This is a genomic window from Francisella philomiragia (genome assembly GCF_018135955.1).
Classification (GTDB): Bacteria; Pseudomonadota; Gammaproteobacteria; order Francisellales; family Francisellaceae; genus Francisella; species Francisella philomiragia.
This window is the reverse complement of the sequence record NZ_CP063138.1, coordinates 239,053-260,287: the sequence shown is the minus strand read 5'-3', so window position 1 is coordinate 260,287 and position 21,235 is coordinate 239,053. Positions and strand designations below refer to the sequence as shown.

Genomic DNA, 21,235 nt, shown 5'->3' with positions numbered 1-21,235 from the left:
TTTTCTTAAATCTCAATCTCCATTGAGATTATCTTCCATTTTTCTTTTAAACTAGGAATATCAATATATTCTTCTATAGTTTTCTCAAATCCTATAGCTTCATAACATTTAATTTACAAAAGTTTTTTAAGATCAATCATTTTTAAAATCACTATCAATAATGGTGGTACCATCATTAATAATCCAAATAAAAATTGATTATTAAGGCTAATACTAGAAACAAGCGATGATGAGATAGTTGTAACAGCTATCTGTATAAATCCAAATATTGCCGATGCTACGCCAATCTCTGTGTGTATATCCTTATAAGCACAAATGTAAGTAGCTGTATACTGAAAGACATTCCCGCAAAAGGCTAAAGCACATAATACAACAATTACCTTAGCATCTAATCCAAAAATAAAATAGGATAAGGCAAGTAATATACCACTTAGCGCAGAAAAAGACCCACAATAAAGTATTACCTTATCCATATCTAGTTTACTAATCTTATTTTTAAAGATTATTAAAAATATTGCTGAAGGTATAATTACTGCTGCTGATAAAAATGAAAACTCTACTGGTGAAAACCCTAACTTTACTTGAAAGAAAAATGGTGAAAGTGTTGCAAATACAAAAACCAAAGACAACGCCAAACCGCTACACATTGCATTAAGGACAAAGACTTTATGAGATAATATTCTCTTATATGACTCTAGAAGCTTGTAATTGCTTTTTGGTATAGCTTCTAGATGTAAATACTTCACAATCAAAACTGTAATAGCAAGTGCCATTATCGAATGTAAAGCAAAGTTACCACGCCAGCCTATAGTCTCTTGAATAATACCCCCAGTTATTGGTGCTAGAGGTGGAGTTAATGAGACTATACTAGTGATTACAAGGCTAGCTTTTGCAAGAGATTGACTATCTTTAAAAACATCTTTCATAATTGCACGAAAAGACACAAAAGAACTACCCATTCCAATACCCTGTAAAAAGCGAAAAAATAATAACTGCTTTTCACTTTGAGCCAGCATGCACAAAATACTTGCAACACAAAACACCAAATATCCCGCTAGTAATGCTTGCTTACGTCCATACTTATCTGATAAATAACCAAAACCAAGCATTGAACATGTCATACCAAAGAAGTATATCCCAACAGTCAGTTTAATATCTTTTGCAGCAGCATGAAAATAGTCAGCAATATGAGGTAATGACGGTGTAAAACTATCAGTAGCAAATTGTGACATCAAACCAAAAAAGCAAATTATAAGAATAACTGTTTTATCAGATGATATTTTTTTAAAAGGATCATTAGACATATGCTAATCCTAAGTTTTTTTAAACATTAAATTTTTAAGAGATTATAGACTAAGTATTAGTTTTGGAAATATTTTTTAAATGAATCTTTGTACTTAACTAACTCCTCATAAGTAAGTAAAAACACACCATCCCCACCATCTGCGAAGCTTAACCATGTAAATGGAATATCTGGACATAAGTCCATAAGTGCATACTGACTATTGCCAACCTCAACTATTAATACTCCTTTCTCTGTCATATACTGGTCAGCTTCAAGAATTATTCTTTTTGCTAAGTCTAAACCATCATCTCCAGCTTCTAGAGCAAGTTTAGGTTCATAATGATACTCTTGTGGCATACTATTTAAATCTTCTCTATCAACATACGGAGGATTCGAGACAATCAAATCATATTTTTGACCTTGAAGATTATCAAATAGATCAGACTTAATAGCTTTTACCCTATCACTTAACTGATGTTTTTTGATATTATGATTTGCTACAGCTAAAGCATCATCGGATATATCCACCAAAGTTATATTCGCATCTTCGAAGACATTACTACAAGCAATACCAATACAGCCACTGCCTGTACACAAATCTAATACATTAGTGACATCATCAATATCATTAATCCATGGTGAAAACTCATTACGTATAAGCTCAGCTATTGGAGAACGAGGAATAATAACTCGCTCATCAATATCAAACTCCATACCTGCGAACCATGCTTTTTTTAAGATATATGGCAACGGTTTGCGCTGACATGTCCTTTGGTATACATACTCTATGATTTTTTGCTTTTCTTCTTTTAAAAGTCTTGCAGCCACCATATTACTATCAATATCATGAGATATATTTATTGCACTAAGTACAAGATGTACTGCCTCATCCCAAATAGACTCAGAACCATGACCAAAATAAACATTATTTGCGGTCATCTCGGAGATTGTCCAACGGATATAATCTCTAATTGTATGTAGATTATCTATAATATCTTGTTGTTTTTCATTTGAATACATTTACTAACCTTTCTTCCACGTAGTACCAGTTGCACTATCTTCTAATATTATGCCTTGATTTTGAAGCTCATTTCTAATCTCATCAGCTCTAGCATAATTTTTGTCTTTTTTAGCTTGAGCACGTTCTGCTATGAGCTTCTCAATTTCACTAACATCAATACCGTCACCTTGTTTGAAATACTCTTCTATATCCGTAAATAGAATACCTAAAACATCACAAAGCTTACGTAACAAAAACGCATAACCACTTGCTTTATACTTATTTACTGTCTTAAGAGTATTTATTTCTTTAGCTAGGCTAAACAAAACAGCTAAAGCTTCTGGAGTATTAAAATCATTATCCATAGCTTTGATAAACTTCTCTTCAAACTCACTGGCATCATCTGGTAGATTTACCTCAACTGGCTCTATATCTCGAAGAGCATTAAATAATTTCTCTACCGATGCTCTAGCGTTATCTAGATTTTCTTTTGAATAATTAATCTCACTTCTATATACAGTAGATGCCAAGAAATATCTTATAACCTCAGGATGATATTCTTCTATCACTTCATTGATTGTAAAGAAGTTATTTAAAGATTTTGACATTTTTTCAGCATTAACTTTGACCATACCAGAATGTAACCAGTAATTAGCAAAAGTACATTCATTACAAGCTTCTGATTGTGCTATTTCATTTTCATGATGAGGGAATCTTAAATCAGAACCACCCGCATGGATATCAAAAGTATCCCCCAATAGTTTCTTAGACATTGCAGAACACTCAATATGCCAACCTGGACGACCAGCTCCCCACGGTGAATCCCAAGCAGGCTCACCCTCTTTTGCCATTTTCCAAAGTACAAAATCCATAGGATTTTCTTTTTCTTCAACAACATCAACTCTCGAACCCTGCTCAAGTGCTTCAAGGTTTTGTTTACTTAATTTACCATAATCAGCAAACTTAGCAACTCGATAAAACACATCTCCATTAGTACCTTGATAGGCGAATCCTTTCTCAACAAGAGTTTCAATCATAGCTATCATTTCAGGGATAGTTTGTGTTGCTCTTGGCTCTTTTGTCGGTCGTAGGATATTTAACTTATCAAAAGCATCATGCATTGATTTGATAGTTCTCTCAACTAGCTTATCTGTTGTTTCACCATTTTCATTAGCTCTTTTGATAATCTTGTCATCAATATCTGTAATATTACGTACAAAAGTAACATCAAAACCACGATATTTAAAATATCTATTGATAACATCAAAGGCTATATTTGTACGAGCATGTCCAATGTGACAATCATCATAAACCGTAATACCACAAACATACATCTTGATTTTGTTAGGTTCAATTGGCTTAAATTCTTCTTTTTTACCAGATAAAGAGTTATAAAAAATCATAAACTAAAAGTCCATCTCTCGAATCTTATAATATAAGTTATCAGTATAACTAAATTTTAATATTTTTGGAAAAAATCTTAACTGTTAAGGCTCTTGTAAACTATATTCAGATATGGATCAACATTAGTCAATTCAGCAAGAGCATCACAACCACCTGCATAATCAGCACATCCAGTTTCAAAATAAACTCTACTACCGCAACTAGAACCTACTGTACAATTCAAGCCATCATCTAACGCATATATCCTACCATCACTAGCTCTATGTATTTGATAATTTGATCCAGTAGCTACCAATCTACTAATGCGCGAATTATCTGTAGGATTCATGAGATAAATATAGCTATTTGTAATGACAAAAATCACCCCATACTTAGCTATTATCTTTTGTATTTCCTCTCCTGTAAAAGGCTCTGGTGGATCTAGTACTGTCAAAGATGGTGCTTCAGAACTATGTGAATATAAGTACTTATAGTATTTATCTCCATTGAAAAATATAATATACATCTGTGTAGTATTTTTCTTGACTATAACTGGTTTCTGACTTGATTCTGCTGCTAGTGTACCTCTTATTGTTGAAGAGTTACTCGTACCTAATAGATATGTACCTAGCCTATTATAATCAAGTATATTATTACCTTGAAATATAAGAGGAACTCCTGCATCTAGCATAAACATAGTATCAGGAATTACAACATGAACATACGACTCACTAAAGTTTGCTGATCCAGTTGTAAATGTATCTGATAAAGCTGCTGTAAAAATCTTAGTAATACTGTTATATGTTGCTCGATACACATCTAAATCATAATTACCATTACGAGGCATTTTTCTTAATACTAGTGGCTTAGGAACCTGATTATTAAAGTCATGATACCAAGTAACTAATATGATATTACCCTCAGGATCACTCCCAGCCTCACCATCGGCATCTCCACCATCATCAGCTCCCGAATCTACAGGTCCTATCAAATCCCAGGCAGATACCCAGTCAGACCCCGAACCTGGTGCATAAGCTGCAGCAGATGGATTTGAACACCAGCCCCATTCTTTACAACTATATAAATTCTCTCCAGATATTACAATATCTCCATTTTGATACGATGTCCCTGCTGAGTATGTTGGATAACTATCCGAACCTCCTCCCTCACTAGGAGCAGTACCAGACTCAACGAGATCCCATGCTAATGACCATGCACTTCCTGTACCCGGTGCATAAGCTGTAATGTCTGCTTGAGCATCACTAGAACACCACGAAACAACTTTACAGCTATATAAATTACCACCTGAATTAACTACATCTCCAACTTCATAATCTGTACCTGGCGAGTACGCAGGAAAATTTGAGGCATAACCTCCTGGTAAATCAGCAATAGCTTGCCAGTTAGATAAATCTTGTAATGCTTGCGCTTGCCCAGCTACAAGATTGCGTAATGTTGTAGAAGATGTATAAACTTTATTGCCATCATATATAGCTAAAAATATACTCCAACGACCATCTTGCAGATCCCAGCCAATAGCTAGAGTATAACTTAGAAGTGATAAGTCATTCGGCACAGTAACATTAAAACTACCACCAGCGTTACTTATAATTAAAACACTATTGTTTTTATGGATATAGCCTATATAGCCTCTTTCTAAATCTTGAAGCCGCCCACCTAGCCCTAACTTATAACTTGCTAGATCTCCACTCATGCCAGCAGTATTAACAAAGGGTACATTTACTGGAAAATAATCCTCATCATAGCGGGTCATCAATGTCCCTGGCAATGTATTATAAACTAGCCCCCGAACATATTTTGAAATATTATTTTCAAAGAATTCATGAGAAATATCATAACTTATAACATAAGGAATTCCATAATAAAGCTCAGTATTTGTATTTTGATGATCAAATCTAGCTGAAACAGAATTTGATGTTGTTACAAACCTAAAATTATCAATTGTCTGATCAGCATCAGTAGTCAAATCAAGTGTTCCAGGTATATTATTAAAATAACCTTCATCCACATGTAAACTTTGTTTTTCATTGACTATCGTCTCTATTGCTAAAGAATCCATTCTAAAATTATATGCAAGTGCTGATATTACTACCAATATAACAAAGGCAAATATTAAAGATGCTAATAATGCTGAACCTTTGATATTTTGATACATAGCTAAACCTTATAAATTAATTATTCTGCTAAATGTCTGCTCGCCAATACTAAATGATATTTTTAGTGCTGGTGAGTTGGAACTACTTAAATCTAACTCTGAAGGAATAGCGCTCCAAGTTAGGTTACCATTAGATACTGTTGCTGTTTCAATCTGTAAGTTTTGTACCCCTCTTACTAATTCATAAGACATACCATTGGACTCACTATTCTTAATATATACATATAAAGAAAAAATAGTTTGCCCTGCCTCATCTACAGCACCACTATCTCGAATATACAATACCTCTAGAGAATATTTTCCAACATAATCGCCTGGATAATAATCACTTCCTTGGGGAGATTCTGATAAATTAACAACACTACTACCACTACTTATACTAGCAACTTTTAACAAGTTGATATCATTTTTATTACATAACAATAAATAATCCCCTGCCGAAATATCTTCGACTGAATTCAAAGATAATTCTGTACTAAGAGAATTTACTTCGCTAAGAAAAGTTCGAGATTCCTCTCTCTTTATCATAATATAATCTGTTCCAGGTTGAAAACAATCCCCTGAACAGCTAGCCTCTAGTGACTGTGCAACATGATCAGAGGTCCCCAAAGGTAACTGACCAATACGAATCATCGAAGAGTCATGAAAAAAATTATCTAAAGAATCTGATGTCCTATCATGATATGTTTGATTTTGACTACCAAACTGACATGCAAATCCTGTTCTTTTTATAAAATTATAAAAAATACTCTTAACCTGCAATTCTTTAGCATCTATTGTAGTTTTATCTTTATATTCTTGATAAGAATGTTTAACCCCCATATAAGTACTAATTAATGCAGTAAGTACCACTACAGCTATAACAGTAGCTACAAGAAGCTCTGGTAATGAAGTTCCAATTATTCTACGCCGACTAAACTTCAAAATCATATACTACCTAACTATAAAACACACCATGAAGGGAGTAAATCACCATCAAATCCACCAACAGCTACACAATGCCAAGTCAAACCTTCAGAAGTGACATCAGCATCTGTCCTAAGCTCTATCCTAAGAGCTACATTTGCTTGATCAATAGGAGGATTATCCATTGGTACAGTACTAGAAACTGCTGTGGTTCCGACATTTAGCAAAACATTTGTTATATGCCCTGAAGAAATCATTGTGCTACCGCCATCATCCAAATAATCATTTCTAGCTTGTTCAACAGCTGCCCTAAGCTCTGGACTTTCATCAAGGCGAGTTGCTCCTGCACTACGATATATCTCCCATACTGCGGCCATATAAGGACCGAGGACTTGAGTTATAGCATCATTTATTTGTGGAGCGACTGAATATGTTCGTTTAACTACTTGTAGAGAAAAATCTGGATTAGTAGCAACGAACTCTCGAATCACACTACTTCCACTACCAACTTGAGAAAAAGTAATATTTCCTAAAGGACTATCATCAAAATTGCCAGTTAGCATATAATTATCCACTCTAGACTCTAACTCATCGACTAATTCAACTTTTTTTTCAGATAAGACAGCGCTAGACAATATATTCCCAATAGCATAAAACGCTGCAATAAGAACAAATATACTTAATATTGAAGCTATTAATACCTCAATAAAAGTAAATCCTTTAAAATTTTTAACACTTATGTTCTTTTTGCATCTTCTCAAAATATATAGTCACATTAAATAAACAGTTATTGGTAGATAATATTTTAACATAAAAATATTTATTTAGCTCCAAACCATCTTAATCTTAATCCTAAACTAATTCTTGATGAATAATTCCAAAACTTAAATAACCTGAAATGCCTCTAGCTAGCTTACTCATTTGTAAACCATCTTGATTTAAAAGACTTATTTTATCATCACAATCCGCTTTTATAGTACATCCCAAACCGTCTTTAACAGCAAAAAGCTCTCTTGATGTAGTTCTATAAAATTGAAGATTATTACCACTACTTTTTTGAATTTTGTATGAGTTTTTTACAACCCCTCCCCAAAGAATCTTATATTCTAGATTAGTATCTTTTTTGGTAGTTATTGTTATCTTTATTGGTTTATCTTTATATGCAGTATAGTCTAAATCAACAAATAATGTTTTCTTAGAAATATTCAAACTAACTCTCTTGATATTTTCAGCAATAGTATCAATACTATATTTAACATTTGCATCAGAAACATCTATGGACTTGATATCAACATTATTACCAATTAAATAAAAAATCGCTTTATTATCGTCTAATGATATATCTGTATCACAACTAAATTCTAAAAATCCTTTATAACCACTCTGACTATCAATAAGTTGACAATTAATAGCATAGACTAAATTAGAAGCCAAAATAAAAATAGATATCAATAAGACAGATTTTAGTTTTAACATATTATTTATCTATATTTGAACCGTTTCAATTCGTTGATTATTAAAATTTTCTATATATATTTTGCTATCAGTAACTATAAATTTTAAACCGTATTTAACTATTATATTTTGGATCTTTTGTTTAGGATATACTACTGGATTTGATATGATTATGAGCTTCGTATTAGTAGTATATAAGTACTGATAATAATGATCTCCTTCATAGACTAAAATATAGTTGCTATACTGATTCTTTCTAACAATTATCGGCTCATTTTCTACAACTCTATCTAAGTTCACTTGTTTTTTACTAGTATCAAAAGAGTTGCCTAAACCATATACTACTAGTTTATTTCCGATAAAAAGATATAAAAAGCTTTTTGCGAGAGTTCTTGTTGGATCTAATACTTGCACATAAATATTATTATCACTAATCTCCACTCTAGTATCTATGATATCTTTTATTGAAATGATATACCTGCTGTTAGATTGATCATACTCAACATCTTGGACAATTACATTTATATTGCCTGCATTATCTTTGCGCGTAGACAAAACTACTAGACTTGGCGTTGACTCATTTGACTGATAATACCAATCTAATGTTACTATATCTTTTGGTGTATCGGTCATTTTGATTGGTGTTGATAAATCTAAGATTGCTTTAGGTAAATTATTTATTAGATTACTAAGCTTAGTTTTGAATATATACAAATGTTGTTTATCATATATTGCCAATAACATTTGCCAACTACCCTTACTAAGTTGCCAACCAATCTTTAAGCTATAGTTTTCAGAAAGATCTAAGTTTTTTAGACTTATTATTTGAACATTTTTGTTTACTGATATTAATAACCAAGGGTCTAGATAACTTTAGCTTGTCAAAAATCATTGATGGAGCTATATTTTATCTATGTTTGGAAGGTATAAAAAACGTTCGCATATTTCAGATGCTAAAATTAGAGAGATTTTGAAGTGTTTCTGCTTGGATTTAACAGCGACAAATACGAGTAAAATAACTAATGTTAGCAGAGTAACAATTAACCGCTATTTTGATAGATTTCGTAAAATAATTCTATTATCTGATGAAAAATTCTTAGCATCTACTGGAGAGTTTGAACTAGATGAGTCTTATTTTGGAGCTAAACGAGTACGAGGTAAACGTGGTCGTGGTGCAGTTGGTAAAACACCAGTATTCGGTGTTTTAAAACGCGATGAACATAATAAAGTCTACGTTTCTATTGTACCAAACTGCTCTAAAGAGTCCTTAATGCCTATAATACAAGGCAAAATACTCGAAAGCAGCACAATCTATACTGATGGATGGAAAGCATATGATGGGCTTATTCTAAACGGTTATGATCACTATCGTATTTATCACTCTCACAATGAGTTTGCTCGTGGTAAAAACCATGTTAATGGTATAGAGTCATTTTGGTCTTTCTCTAAAAGAAGACTTGCAAAATTTAACGGATTAAGTGATGATAAGTTTGTTTTACATTTAAAAGAGTGTGAATTTAGGTGGAATAACAAAGATAATGATTTATATAAAATCATGTGTACTTTAGTAAGAAAATTTAGTGCTAAAGTTATCTAGACCCTAACCAATTATATTCTTTCTTAATAAAACCTATATAACCTCGCTCTGTATCACTAATTTGCTCACTTGAATTAAGCCTATAGAACTTCTGTAAACTATTCATTCTGGCAACGTCAATATACGGAACATTGATCGGCACTAATGATGAATCATAATTAATCATTGAGTGATACGGTAATTTTTTATACAAAATCTCCTTGTTTAACATTAATTCATCTTTGTAGAAAAGTTTATGTTTTATATCCACACTTATAGCCGCAGGTTGTGAATCATAGAGGTTTATCGTGACATTTCTATTAGAAAATACAGGTTGACTATCTTGTAATGTATTCTCTATATGGTAGCCCCCAAAGCTAGTATCTCCTATAGCAATAACACCTTTTTGAGATATTTCTTGAATATATTGTTGCTCTACTGTCGATGCTATCTCTTGTGATTGCAAACTTTTTATACTTAATAAATTATATCTAACAAGATAGGTAAGACTTGATACAGTAACTAATACCACAAAAGCAAATATCATCGCAGGCATCAATGATGATCCTGTTTTTTTTGTAAAACTTACTAAGCCAAAATAACTCATATTAGCACTACTTTATCATAATATTGATTGTGGGATTGAAACGATATTTTTAGAGCTTTTGCATCTATTTGATCAATATTAGTGTCTTGTAATATTTCTTTCCAACTAAGTTTATCTTTATCTAGTATCGCATAAGCCAACTTAAGGTTAGAAACACCCTCCACAAGAGGATATGTAACTGCATTGTTATCACCACTTTTAACAAACATATATAAAGAGTAAGTATATTTACCTGGATTCTTTAGATTAGCTACCGCAGCCGTATAAAAAATTTGGATATTTATCTTATCTACATAATCACCTTTATTAAATTCGTTAGTTGGTGCTGAAACCAGCTTAATCGTTTTTGTAGTATTATCAGTTTTTAGTACTTTCACAATATCAATATAATCATTATTACATAGTGCCAAATAATCCCCTTTTTGCCACTGCTGAAAATTTTGTAAATATAAGCTTAAATTTAATGGTTTTTGAGTAAGCTCGCTAGATGAGCTGTCTGTTTTAATCATTAAGTAATTTGCATTCGGTTGATACAAAAATTTTTGTTTAGTATACAGAGACTGTTGAAGAAATCCTTCAATCGACGATATCTTTCCCACTCTAACTGATGAAGCATCATACAAAAATTTAAACTCTTGAGGATTTTCTCCAGTTCGATTTACGTAGGTCTGATGATTATCTCCATATTTACATGATAGTCCAGCATTGATGATAGCATCTGATAATACTTTCTGAGCGGAAATGATTTTTATATTTTGCTCGGTATTAAGCTTGGCTTTGTTGTAACTTTTTTTGGTAGAAATATATATATTAACAGCCATTGTAATTACAATAATCGAAATAGTAATACCAACCATAAGCTCAACTAATGTAAAACCACAAGCAGTTCGGTTTCTATAAGTTTGAGCCATATTTGATAATTTCCTTAGCAACACATATATTAAAATCTTTATTTTTAGCGACAAACTTAGTCATTTTAGAATCACTAACTCTTTTCTGAGAGAAATAATCATCGCCAATAGCTTTTATATTAAATTTACCTGTTAAAATATAAACAGCTATTTTTTTATCTAACTGTTGTATTAGCTGTGTTTTCTTTTCTGCTATTACTGAAGTCGTTATTGATGAGTTTATTATCAAGAATGATGATGATAAAACAAACAAAATCAATCCTGATGAGATTATACTCTCGACCAGAGATACTCCTTTTTGTTTATTCGCCTTATAAAGCTTATACTTAAACATTCAATCATTTTGTTAAGAAAATTTCTGCCATATACTAACATAGCTATTTTTTTAAGTCACTTTTTCAGAGATTTAATTTTAAATATCCTATTTAAGTTCTAAAATAACTTCTTCTAAAGAACCGTTTTCAAAACGATATGGCCGAACGATGAACATTTGTTGCTCCCAAATATCATCTACAGATGGATGGTGTCCGAATAAATTAGTTAATAAGTCAATAACTGTATCTACCAGATATTCAGATAGGTCAACATCTGCTAATCTTTCTATTGCGTAGACAGGTGCGTTAGCTTTTATCAAAAACTTATTATTTGCCAAGGTTATCCATGGCTCTTTAACAAGATGGAACTCATCTGAAATTCTACCAATCATTATTGTTAACAAATTATCTAATGTAATAAAGCCTATAAGCTTGTTCTTTTTGTAAACTAATGCAAAGTGTGGTTTACCTTGTTGAAATTTACGTAAAACATCAATCAACTGATCATGATGAGACACTTTCAATATTGGTCTAAGACTCTCTTGTTGTAAATCATTATCTAAAGCACAAAGGATATCTTTTGTATGAATAACTCCAATAATATTATCTTTATTGCCTTGATAAACAGGATATCTTGTGTACAAGTTTTCTTTAACTACTTCAAGCTTTTCTCTATTTGATAGACTATAATTAATCACAACCATCTCTTCGATAGATCTCATAGCGTCAATTGCCTGTAAATGCGAAAACTCAACCATCCTAAGCAATATATCCCTATGCTCTTCTGTAAGTGGCTTCTTAAGATGACTACTCTTTAGGATAATTTTGACTTCATCTGTAGTATAACCATATTCAGCCTCTGCTACCGTATCTAACTTAAACAACTTTAGAAGCTTATTCGCTGTAATATTTAGTACCCATATAAAAGGAAACATTAACCAGTAAAATGCATACAATGGTATACACGTCAATAAGGATAGTTTTTCTGTTTGTCTAATAGCCATCGATTTAGGCATAAGCTCACCAATCACTATATGCAAAAATGATATAATCGCGAACCCAGTTGCAAAAGCAATAATTTTTGAGAGACTTCCTGTCACTCCAAAAAACATAAAAACAGGTTCCAAAAGCTCAGAAAAAGCAGGCTCACCAATCCAACCCAAACCTAATGAAGCTAGTGTGATACCAAATTGACAAGCTGAAAGATAAATATCGATATTAGTATGAACTTTATAGAGTATCTTACCTTTTAACCCTTTTTTCTTACTTAAAATCTCAACCTGAGAGGTTCTTATTTTAACTAGTGAAAATTCAGCGATAACAAAAAAAGCATTAAGTAAAACAAAGCCAAAAGCAACAATTAGATAGACAATATTATCGTATTCAATCATTAATATTTCTCTAGTATCTCGCTCTACCTAATACTAGCACACATAAAATAGTATTCAAAAAAAGTAATATGCTCGGCAACATACATAACATATACAAATAAAAGTCAGTTTGAGAATAAAGTGTAAAAATAGAATAAATAGCTATAATCAAACCAACCAAAGAAAAGCTTAACTTACCAATATTATCATATATAACTTGCGCCCAACCTTCGACTTTATCAAAGACCTTACTTGTTGGTTTCCAGCCCTGAGGCTTATTTAGATAATAATTTATTTCTGCTTTTATACCACACCAAAATACAAATGAAGACAGCATAAACATCGCAATATAAATTTGAGAAATTTTACTTATAAAACTACCTTTTATATCACCGTATAAATAATACCAAACACTTAGTATAAGTAATGGAATAAGTGTCACGTTCACTATCGACACAAAAGCTATATTATTTCTTGGGAAAATAACCAATAATAGTGCAAATATTGGAAAACCTGAAGCCACAACCTTAAATAGTAAATATAACATATCAAGCTTCACTCTAAAATTTAGATTAGATGAGCTTATAATATTTGACATATATTTATGCATTACTTGCATACCACCAAAAGACCATCTTAACCACATTTTCTCAAACTCTTTTAGAGATGTAGGAACCCACTCTCCTGTTTTAAGAAAAATAGGCTTACTATTAAATCCTGCTTCATAACACCTAAATCCAGCGGCAATATCTTCTGTAACCATAACTTGAGATTTATAATATTCTTCCCACTTAGATGTTGCTTGTAACGCTTGTTTACTCCAAATACCATTGTGCCCTTGATAATTACAATAGCCATATTTACCTACAAACTCATTAAAATAGCGAATTGTATTTTGGAAAATACTAGCAACCTTAGTAACTAAATTAGTACTGTAGTTAGTACTTTCTATCAAGAAACTAACAAAACCAAGTCTATTATCTTTTTTAAACTCTGGTAACCCTACTTTTAATGCACTTTGAGGTAAAGTCGAATCAGCATCCAAAAACAATACATAATCAAAATTAATATGTTGCATTGCAATATCAAGATTGCGTGGTTTAAAACCCTCTGTACCATTTCTATGGATAAACTTACAACTTATACCATCTTGCATATTGTGATTGTTAACATAACCTTGCCACTTCAAGAAGTCTGAATGATCTAAATCACTGTTATCAACTATTATTATCTCGATTTTATCAGCAGGATAATCAAGTTGATATGCTGAATCAAAAGTTAATTTACAAACATCAAAAGGTTCATTACGTGTGGTTATAACGACAGAGCACCCTAGTTCTTCATCAGTTTCCTCAAACTTTTTATTTTTACCGAAAAGACTATCAATGAGACAATGAATGCTCAAAATAATTCTATAACCAAGTAAAAAGAAAGTAGGTAGCAATATACACAATATCAACATTGATACAAATGGATGAGAGTTATAATCAACACTCAATATCGCGCATGTAGTAAATACAACAAAAATAAAGCTTAGTAATACATATATTATCGTTATAAGATTTAACTTGCGAGACTTAGATGTCACGAATAGATAGACAACAAAACAACACAAAAAAGATAGTAGAGCTATACTTGCAAGAGTCTCACCGACTTGTGAAAGACCATAAAGAACTAGTAAAGCTGCTATAAGAGATAACAGTTTTTTCATAAAAAATCATAGAATTCAAATGATGAGAATTTTACTCCAAAAAAGTACCACTAACAATAAGTAATTATAATGATTGTTTATATTTTTGATATTCTAACTGCACAGATTCTTCTGGCTTCGAGGTTAATAAACTAAATACCACTATACATATACTACTCAAAGCGAATCCTGGAACCATAGCATAAACCTTAAACCAGCCACCTAAATGACCAAATAGTGGCCAAACTAAAACTGTCAATGAACCCACAAGGATTCCGGCAATAGCACCATTTTTATTCATCCTAGACCAAAATAATGAAAATATCACTACTGAACCAAATGAACTACCAAGACCCGCCCAAGCAAAACCTACCAAATTCAAAATACTCGTCTCAGGATTATATGACAAGATAATTGCAAATATTGCCACTAATAATACTATCAAACGACTTACATTCAAAAGCTCTCTATGAGAGGCATTCTTTCTGATAAACTTAGCATATACATCTACCGAAAAAGCACTAGATAACGATAGCAATTGTGCAGATGATGTACTCATCACTGCTGATAGTACAGCTGCTAATAGTACACCCTCCATCCAAGGGTTAAAAAACGCTGATGATAATTTCAAAAATACAGATTCTGGATTAGCTAAACTATCACTATAGTATGCAGCACCAAGTATACCGACACAAGCAGCTCCTATTAATGCTAATATCATCCATATCATACAAATCCACATAGCTTGCGAAGTCTTGTTCGGATCTTTTATTGCCATAAATCGCACAATAATATGAGGCTGACCAAAGTATCCTAATCCCCACGCAAGTAATGACACTATAGTGATCAAAGGAACTCCAGAGGTTACATCAAAGAAACCATCCACTTTTATATTTGATAACGCAGCTGAAATATCTGTACTGCCTAAATTGAAATAAACAACTGCTGGTACAATCAACAGAGCTAAAAGCATCAAAGTTCCTTGAAAGAAATCTATCCATGATATTGCTAAAAAACCACCCACACATGTATAGACAAATATAATCGTCGCTGTTAGTAATAAAGCCTCATGATAGGAGATACCAAACATTGAGCTAAACAACACTCCTCCAGAAACAAATCCCGCTCCTGTATAAATAGTGAAGAAAATAACAACTACTACTGCTGTCAACGATCTTATTGTACCTTTATTATCATGAAATCTATTTTCAAAATATGCTGGGATTGTTATGGAGTCCTTAGCAATTTCCGTATAAATACGTAACCTTCTAGCGATAACACCCCAGTTAACAAAAGCTCCTAAAGATAAACCTAATGGCAACCATATTTGGTTAAAACCAGAAACCATAAATGCCCCTGGTAGAGCTAACAGTAACCATGATCCCATATCTGAAGCGCCGGCACCTAATGCTGCTATTGGCGCACTTAAGGATCGACCTCCTAACATATAATCCGAAACTTTTTTCGTTTGAAAATACGAATATATTCCGATGCTAAATACAATTAGAATATATATTACAAATGTAACCCAAAGTATGCTATTTTGACTCATTACCTAATGACTATTTTAAAAACACATTCTATAAACTTAACATTTTCAAATGCTATTTGAAAGTTTTACAACAGAAGTTTAAATTAGAGATTCTCTTGACAAAGTATTTTAAAATACTAATTTAATAATATTTACTAGCAAGTTAAATAAAAGAAAATTAAAATATTCAGATGATTATTAAGACATGAATTTTTCGACACCATCTTTAAAATCAAAGCTATGCTCTGCGGTAATATGTCTAACAGTCTTGGTTGTTGAACGCATAACTACACTATGAGTAACAGCATATGAGCCTCTACGAGTACTGTTAACTCTCTTAACACCTCTAAGCATATTACCATCTGTAACACCTGTAGCTGCAAAAACAATATCTCCAGATGCTAAATCATCAATATCATATTTTTTATTAAGATCTGTTATACCTAACCTATGAGCTCTTTGGACTTCTTCATCACTATGAAACTCTAATCTAGCCTGCATTTGACCGCCAAGGCACTTAAGAGCAGCTGCAGAAAGAACTCCTTCAGGAGCTCCTCCGGTACCTATAAAAACATCTATACCAGAGCCTTCTGTAGCTGTAGAGATAACTCCAGATACATCACCATCATCAATAAGAACAACTCTAGCACCACACTCACGTGCTTCTTTAATGATGTGGGCATGACGAGGTCTATCCATAGTACAAACAACTAGTGCAGACATGTGTACACCCTTAAACTCAGCTATTCTTCTTAAATTTTCTGTAACAGAATCATCTAAATCGACAATACCTTTAGGAGCACCAATACCTCCAACTGCAATTTTTTGCATATATACATCAGGCGCATTTAAGAATCCACCTTTATCAGCTACTGCTAAAACTGTCAGAGCATTTGGACCACCCTTAGATGTTATAGTCGTACCTTCTAACGGATCTAAAGCTATATCAACCTCACACCCACCAGAGCCGACCTTTTCACCGATATATAACATCGGCGCTTCATCTAACTCACCTTCACCAATAACAACAGTACCATCGATTGCCACTTCATTTAGCGCTTTTCTCATTGCATCAACTGCTGCTTGGTCTGCAGCAATTTTATCACCTCTACCCATCTGACTCCATGATGCTAGAGCTGCTAGCTCAGTAACTCTTACTGCCTCTAGTGCCACATTTCTATTCATTTGCTTTGATCCTTTTTGTTTTATAGTTTATCTACAATTGGTATAAGAAATTTTTCTATTTCATCTTTTAACTGTATAAGCTTACCATGAAAAAAATGCCCAACCTCGTTCATTTTAACCAATGTCAACTCAGATTTAACTGTTTTAAGAGTAAAATCAAAAACAGAATTAGGGTTTACAGTATCATCATCTATACCTTGGATGACTAACCATGGAAGATTCTTAGGCTCATCAAATTTAGTCAAATCAAATCTATCAACTGCTGGTGCTATAGTTATTAAACCCACAACATTATCAATCTTATTTAAACTCATATATGCTATGGCTCCACCAAATGAAAATCCACACAATATGATTTTTTTAAAGTGAGTATTTTCCCTAATCCAATCACAGACAGAAATCAGATCCTCTAACTCACCAGCCCCATCTCCGTACTCTCCTTGACTATCCCCAACTCCTCTATAGTTAAATCTATACGACTCAATATCAAGTGTTTTCATAGTTCTAGAGATAGTAGTTACAACCTTATTGTGCATACTACCTTGATATAGTGGATGAGGGTGGCATACTACAGCCACGACTTCTTGACTAGCATCTTTGACTTTATCATAGGCTGCTTCAATCCGGCCAGCCTTACCTTGAATAAAAAAAGTGTTCATAATAACTAAAACTATGACTCTCTTGAAAGATCACAATCCTCTAATTTTATCAGTTTCGTTTTTTTAATAAACTTATATGCAAAATATAGTATCACAAATGCAAAGAAACCTACATAAGTTGATAGAAACTCAATTATAACACTCGACCAACTTCTACCTTCCATTGTCAGCATAGTTACACCTTGCCCAACTATAACAACAGAAACCAAAATTAATGCGATAATAGGTGCCCAAGGAAAAAACTTAGCTACAAAAGGTAAGTCACTTAGACTCTTTCCTTGCTTGATATATGCTCTTCTAAAACGATAATGACTCAGAGCAATTGTAAACCATGCTATAAATCCAGCCAAACTTGATACATTAACTAACCATGTAAAGATCTGTCCGCTACCAACAAATGACACAAAGAAAAATGAACTACCGATTAAAGCTGTAATTAAAAGAGCAATCATTGGTGTACCTTTTGAATTAGTAGTAGCAAAAAATTGTGGTGCTTGCTTAATTCTACCTAAATGCCATAAAACTCTAGTTGCACTGTACATACTAGCATTACATGCTGATATTATCGCAGTAAGAATAATCACATTCATAATAGTAGCTGCTGAGCTTAAGCCAACGCTCTCAAAAACAATCGTAAACGGACTAACCGAAATATCATCTCCAGCACTAGACTGTATCAAAGAAGGATTATTATATGGAATCAAAAAACTAATTATCACTACTGCTAATATATAAAATATAAACAAACGCCAAAAAGTTTGTTTAATAGCCTTAGGAATAGACGTATCAGGATCTTTAGCTTCACCAGCTGTCACACCTATAAGTTCACTCCCTTGAAATGAAAATCCCGCAATCATAAATACAGAGATAAATCCCCACCAGCCATTATGAAATGGTGCATCGCCTATACGCCAATTTTCAAAACCTACACTGCCATGATTTCCAACCATACCAAGAATCGATAAGAAACCGACAATAATAAATATAATAACTGTTGAAACTTTGATAAATGATAACCAATATTCAACCTCACCGTATACTTTCACTGAGAATATATTCAAAGCAAATACCAGTACAAAGAAAAATGCACTCCATAATAATATAGAGCTTCCTGGAAACCAGTACTGCATAATTATCGCAGCCGCAATTACTTCTGTTGCTACAGTTATCGCCCAATTAAACCAATAACTCCAACCTGTACTGAAACCCAAAGCAGGATCAACATAACGAGTTGCATATTCACAAAATGTTCCACTAACAGGACTATGAGCAGCCATCTCACCAAGACTAGCCATCAAAAAATAAACCATTACAGCAATTATAATATATGCTAAAACCGTACCACCAGGTCCTGCATCTGCTATGGCTCCACCAAGTGCTACAAATAAGCCTGTACCTATACAGCCACCTAAGGCTATCATTGACATATGTCGAGTATGTAATCCACGTTTGAGCTTTTGTGACATCTACTATTTCTCTCCCCAAAGGCATTGTTAAAAATTCGAAGAATCAAAAGTAAAAACTTGCTCTTCACAATTACGGCTGGTATCTAAGGAGTTTTAAGATTTTTTAAAAGCGATGAAATTAATAGAATATTAGAGACGTATTGTCTACGTTCTAAATATTCCAAATCTTAGCCATAAAAATAAAACCTAAATCCATAATGCTACTCCAACCAATATCTTCAATTTTCAATTATGTATGTTTATGACCTATAAATCAATGTTATTTTTGCCGATACATAACCGCATAAACGATCCATGTGCATATATAGACAAATATGCCACAGAACACCACATCACTAAAGAAATGCCCTCCTTGAGCTATTCTCATCAATCCCAAGCCACCTCCAGCAAATATTGCAGCGGCAAACACTATAGCTTTTTTTCTACGTGTAGCTACTAATGGCATAAAGGCAAATATCCAAAAGCCCATTGAAGCATCTCCACATACAAAAGAGCAGTTTTTATCACATTGTGATGATATTACAAATGGTGGCTGAAATACTTTATCGCCATTGAACTCTTGTACCATAACAGGTCTAGGCCTACCCCAATGATCTTTGAATACATAATTAACAACCAAACCAGGACCAACCCAGAGACACACAGCTACAAAAAATATCGCTTTCCTATACTTAATCTTGAATTTATCAATAAAAAGTGAACCTAATAGGAACAAAATAACAGCTATAGAGAAAAATATCGGAAAAAACCTTGCAAACCAATGCAAAAAGCCTAAAAAACCATCATATCCACCAATAAATTGGTGCACAGATAAGTTATAGAAATGACTCGCTATTTGTATATCAAGATGTGGAAATATTAGAAAAAATATCCACGCAAAAAAACAAACTATAAATCCTAAAATAATATGAAATCTAGCCAAATCTTGCCCCTTTAAACCTTAACCTCAATAAATTAGTAGTATAGTCTAACATTTTTAGAGTTTTTTTTGTTAGAATTATGAATTGGTTTTTATCATTAAATTTTAAACATTTTATAAAACTATGGCTGACAACAATATAAATAAAACAAATCATGCGATAGGTAGACTAAAGATAACTCTTATAGTTATATTGACTGCCATAATAATTTATCTTTTCATAGCACTATTTAGCTTTAACATAAATGATCCAGGCTGGAGCAGTATATCTTCTGAGACTACAATCAAAAACTACGCTGGTCCAGTTGGAGCATACATATCCAGTTTTATACTCGCAATTTTTGGAATTATTGGCTTCATTCTGCCTTTTCTACTTATCGATTTTGTCAGAATCCTACTTCTAAAAAGAAAACAAGAAAGCCTAAGCTACTTGATGTTTACAATCAAAACAATTGGTATTATTACTTTTATACTTTCTTGCTGTGGATTATCTGAGCTTTACCTAAACTTTTTTAATTACTGGGTACCTCAGCGCTCTGGAGGAATATTAGGATATGAAACCGCAAAATTTATTATAAAATACTTAGGCACAGTAGGTGGCTCTTTCACACTACTGATAACATTGTCTATCGGCTTAATACTATATTCAGGCACTACATGGATATATATTTTCAAAAATATAATAATGTTTTTAGGTCGAGCTCTGAACTACTTGACAAAAGCTAGGCCTAAAGATGATAAAGATATTCCAGACATAAATGGTTTTGATGCTTTTGAGGGACAAACGACTACGACAAAAAAT

General features: G+C 32.8%; 19 protein-coding genes and 2 pseudogenes. 2 read left to right on the top strand and 19 right to left on the bottom strand.

All coding sequences use genetic code 11. From position 1 onward, the window contains the following. Window positions 1–5 precede the first annotated feature (5 nt). The 9 genes and pseudogenes from IMS64_RS01320 to IMS64_RS01280 form a co-directional block, all read right to left on the bottom strand. Window positions 6–113 (bottom strand): annotated as a pseudogene (locus IMS64_RS01320) (GNAT family N-acetyltransferase); the annotation flags it as partial. Continuing rightward, window positions 114–1,304 (bottom strand): MFS transporter, encoded by a 1,191-nt coding sequence (locus IMS64_RS01315; RefSeq protein ID WP_211490678.1) that lies wholly within the window; start codon window positions 1,302–1,304, stop codon window positions 114–116. Window positions 1,305–1,360: 56 nt separating this feature from the next. After that, window positions 1,361–2,305, bottom strand: coding sequence for a 50S ribosomal protein L3 N(5)-glutamine methyltransferase (gene prmB, locus IMS64_RS01310; protein WP_211490677.1), 945 nt, complete (start codon window positions 2,303–2,305; stop codon window positions 1,361–1,363). A 3-nt stretch (window positions 2,306–2,308) separates the two neighbouring features. Further along, window positions 2,309–3,688: a cysteine--tRNA ligase gene (gene cysS / locus IMS64_RS01305; protein ID WP_211490676.1), complete on the bottom strand. Its 1,380-nt coding sequence runs from the start codon at window positions 3,686–3,688 to the stop codon at window positions 2,309–2,311. A 77-nt stretch (window positions 3,689–3,765) separates the two neighbouring features. Next, window positions 3,766–5,844, bottom strand: coding sequence for a hypothetical protein (locus IMS64_RS01300; protein ID WP_211490675.1), 2,079 nt, complete (start codon window positions 5,842–5,844; stop codon window positions 3,766–3,768). Between the two features lie 9 nt (window positions 5,845–5,853). After that, entirely contained in the window at window positions 5,854–6,774 is a 921-nt protein-coding gene (locus IMS64_RS01295) for a type IV pilus modification PilV family protein (protein ID WP_211490674.1), read from the bottom strand. Window positions 6,775–6,785: 11 nt separating this feature from the next. Then, window positions 6,786–7,511, bottom strand: coding sequence for a prepilin-type N-terminal cleavage/methylation domain-containing protein (locus IMS64_RS01290; protein WP_211490673.1), 726 nt, complete (start codon window positions 7,509–7,511; stop codon window positions 6,786–6,788). A gap of 91 nt (window positions 7,512–7,602) precedes the next feature. Continuing rightward, entirely contained in the window at window positions 7,603–8,226 is a 624-nt protein-coding gene (locus tag IMS64_RS01285) for a hypothetical protein (protein WP_211490672.1), read from the bottom strand. Between the two features lie 9 nt (window positions 8,227–8,235). Further along, window positions 8,236–8,949, bottom strand: a complete 714-nt coding sequence (locus IMS64_RS01280) for a hypothetical protein (RefSeq protein ID WP_244972910.1) — start codon at window positions 8,947–8,949, stop codon at window positions 8,236–8,238. A 169-nt stretch (window positions 8,950–9,118) separates the two neighbouring features. On the opposite strand from IMS64_RS01280, the gene IMS64_RS01275 reads away from it, so the two are divergent. Continuing rightward, entirely contained in the window at window positions 9,119–9,802 is a 684-nt protein-coding gene (locus IMS64_RS01275) for an IS1595 family transposase (protein WP_200404587.1), read from the top strand. On the opposite strand, the gene IMS64_RS01270 is transcribed toward IMS64_RS01275, so the two are convergent. From IMS64_RS01270 to lpxF, 10 genes are all read right to left on the bottom strand, one after another. Next, on the bottom strand, window positions 9,795–10,388 hold the full coding sequence (locus IMS64_RS01270) for a hypothetical protein (RefSeq protein ID WP_244972909.1): 594 nt from the start codon (window positions 10,386–10,388) through the stop codon (window positions 9,795–9,797). The two genes, IMS64_RS01275 and IMS64_RS01270, sit on opposite strands and share 8 nt — an antisense overlap. Further along, the gene (locus IMS64_RS01265; protein ID WP_211490671.1) at window positions 10,385–11,299 is read right to left on the bottom strand and encodes a PilW family protein; all 915 of its coding nucleotides are present in this window, start codon (window positions 11,297–11,299) and stop codon (window positions 10,385–10,387) included. Before IMS64_RS01265 ends, IMS64_RS01270 begins: the two co-directional genes overlap by 4 nt. Then, on the bottom strand, window positions 11,283–11,633 hold the full coding sequence (locus tag IMS64_RS01260; protein WP_211490670.1) for a type II secretion system protein: 351 nt from the start codon (window positions 11,631–11,633) through the stop codon (window positions 11,283–11,285). The genes IMS64_RS01265 and IMS64_RS01260 overlap by 17 nt, the downstream gene beginning before the upstream one ends. 87 nt (window positions 11,634–11,720) lie before the next feature. Beyond that, window positions 11,721–13,004 carry a hemolysin family protein gene (locus IMS64_RS01255; RefSeq protein WP_088820827.1) on the bottom strand — a complete coding sequence of 428 codons (1,284 nt, stop codon included), beginning with the start codon at window positions 13,002–13,004 and terminating at the stop codon, window positions 11,721–11,723. 10 nt (window positions 13,005–13,014) lie between these two features. Next, window positions 13,015–14,694, bottom strand: coding sequence for a glycosyltransferase family 2 protein (locus IMS64_RS01250; protein WP_211490669.1), 1,680 nt, complete (start codon window positions 14,692–14,694; stop codon window positions 13,015–13,017). Between the two features lie 64 nt (window positions 14,695–14,758). Further along, complete coding sequence (gene putP / locus IMS64_RS01245) at window positions 14,759–16,225, bottom strand: sodium/proline symporter PutP (protein WP_211490668.1); 1,467 nt, start codon at window positions 16,223–16,225, stop codon at window positions 14,759–14,761. A gap of 177 nt (window positions 16,226–16,402) precedes the next feature. Then, entirely contained in the window at window positions 16,403–17,389 is a 987-nt protein-coding gene (gene glpX / locus IMS64_RS01240; protein ID WP_004286558.1) for a class II fructose-bisphosphatase, read from the bottom strand. 20 nt (window positions 17,390–17,409) lie between these two features. Beyond that, window positions 17,410–18,048, bottom strand: coding sequence for an alpha/beta hydrolase (locus IMS64_RS01235; RefSeq protein WP_211490667.1), 639 nt, complete (start codon window positions 18,046–18,048; stop codon window positions 17,410–17,412). Window positions 18,049–18,059: 11 nt separating this feature from the next. Next, window positions 18,060–19,514 carry an amino acid permease gene (locus IMS64_RS01230; RefSeq protein ID WP_004286560.1) on the bottom strand — a complete coding sequence of 485 codons (1,455 nt, stop codon included), beginning with the start codon at window positions 19,512–19,514 and terminating at the stop codon, window positions 18,060–18,062. Window positions 19,515–19,773: 259 nt separating this feature from the next. After that, on the bottom strand, window positions 19,774–20,436 hold the full coding sequence (gene lpxF / locus IMS64_RS01225; protein WP_004286561.1) for a lipid A 4'-phosphatase LpxF: 663 nt from the start codon (window positions 20,434–20,436) through the stop codon (window positions 19,774–19,776). A gap of 121 nt (window positions 20,437–20,557) precedes the next feature. On the opposite strand from lpxF, the pseudogene IMS64_RS09905 reads away from it, so the two are divergent. After that, window positions 20,558–21,212, top strand: a pseudogene (locus tag IMS64_RS09905) (DNA translocase FtsK 4TM domain-containing protein); the annotation flags it as partial. Window positions 21,213–21,235 lie beyond the last annotated feature (23 nt).

Bases quoted from the DNA above. Each gene is read 5' to 3' on its own strand.
- IMS64_RS01315 (WP_211490678.1), bottom strand. From the start codon at position 1,304: ATGTCTAATGATCCTTTTAAAAAAATATCATCTGATAAAACAGTTATT.
- prmB (WP_211490677.1), bottom strand. From the start codon at position 2,305: ATGTATTCAAATGAAAAACAACAAGATATTATAGATAATCTACATACA.
- cysS (WP_211490676.1), bottom strand. From the start codon at position 3,688: ATGATTTTTTATAACTCTTTATCTGGTAAAAAAGAAGAATTTAAGCCA.
- IMS64_RS01300 (WP_211490675.1), bottom strand. From the start codon at position 5,844: ATGTATCAAAATATCAAAGGTTCAGCATTATTAGCATCTTTAATATTT.
- IMS64_RS01295 (WP_211490674.1), bottom strand. From the start codon at position 6,774: ATGATTTTGAAGTTTAGTCGGCGTAGAATAATTGGAACTTCATTACCA.
- IMS64_RS01285 (WP_211490672.1), bottom strand. From the start codon at position 8,226: ATGTTAAAACTAAAATCTGTCTTATTGATATCTATTTTTATTTTGGCT.
- IMS64_RS01280 (WP_244972910.1), bottom strand. From the start codon at position 8,949: ATGTTATTGGCAATATATGATAAACAACATTTGTATATATTCAAAACT.
- IMS64_RS01275 (WP_200404587.1), top strand. From the start codon at position 9,119: ATGTTTGGAAGGTATAAAAAACGTTCGCATATTTCAGATGCTAAAATT.
- IMS64_RS01270 (WP_244972909.1), bottom strand. From the start codon at position 10,388: ATGAGTTATTTTGGCTTAGTAAGTTTTACAAAAAAAACAGGATCATCA.
- IMS64_RS01265 (WP_211490671.1), bottom strand. From the start codon at position 11,299: ATGGCTCAAACTTATAGAAACCGAACTGCTTGTGGTTTTACATTAGTT.
- IMS64_RS01260 (WP_211490670.1), bottom strand. From the start codon at position 11,633: ATGTTTAAGTATAAGCTTTATAAGGCGAATAAACAAAAAGGAGTATCT.
- IMS64_RS01255 (WP_088820827.1), bottom strand. From the start codon at position 13,004: ATGATTGAATACGATAATATTGTCTATCTAATTGTTGCTTTTGGCTTT.
- IMS64_RS01250 (WP_211490669.1), bottom strand. From the start codon at position 14,694: ATGAAAAAACTGTTATCTCTTATAGCAGCTTTACTAGTTCTTTATGGT.
- putP (WP_211490668.1), bottom strand. From the start codon at position 16,225: ATGAGTCAAAATAGCATACTTTGGGTTACATTTGTAATATATATTCTA.
- glpX (WP_004286558.1), bottom strand. From the start codon at position 17,389: ATGAATAGAAATGTGGCACTAGAGGCAGTAAGAGTTACTGAGCTAGCA.
- IMS64_RS01235 (WP_211490667.1), bottom strand. From the start codon at position 18,048: ATGAACACTTTTTTTATTCAAGGTAAGGCTGGCCGGATTGAAGCAGCC.
- IMS64_RS01230 (WP_004286560.1), bottom strand. From the start codon at position 19,514: ATGTCACAAAAGCTCAAACGTGGATTACATACTCGACATATGTCAATG.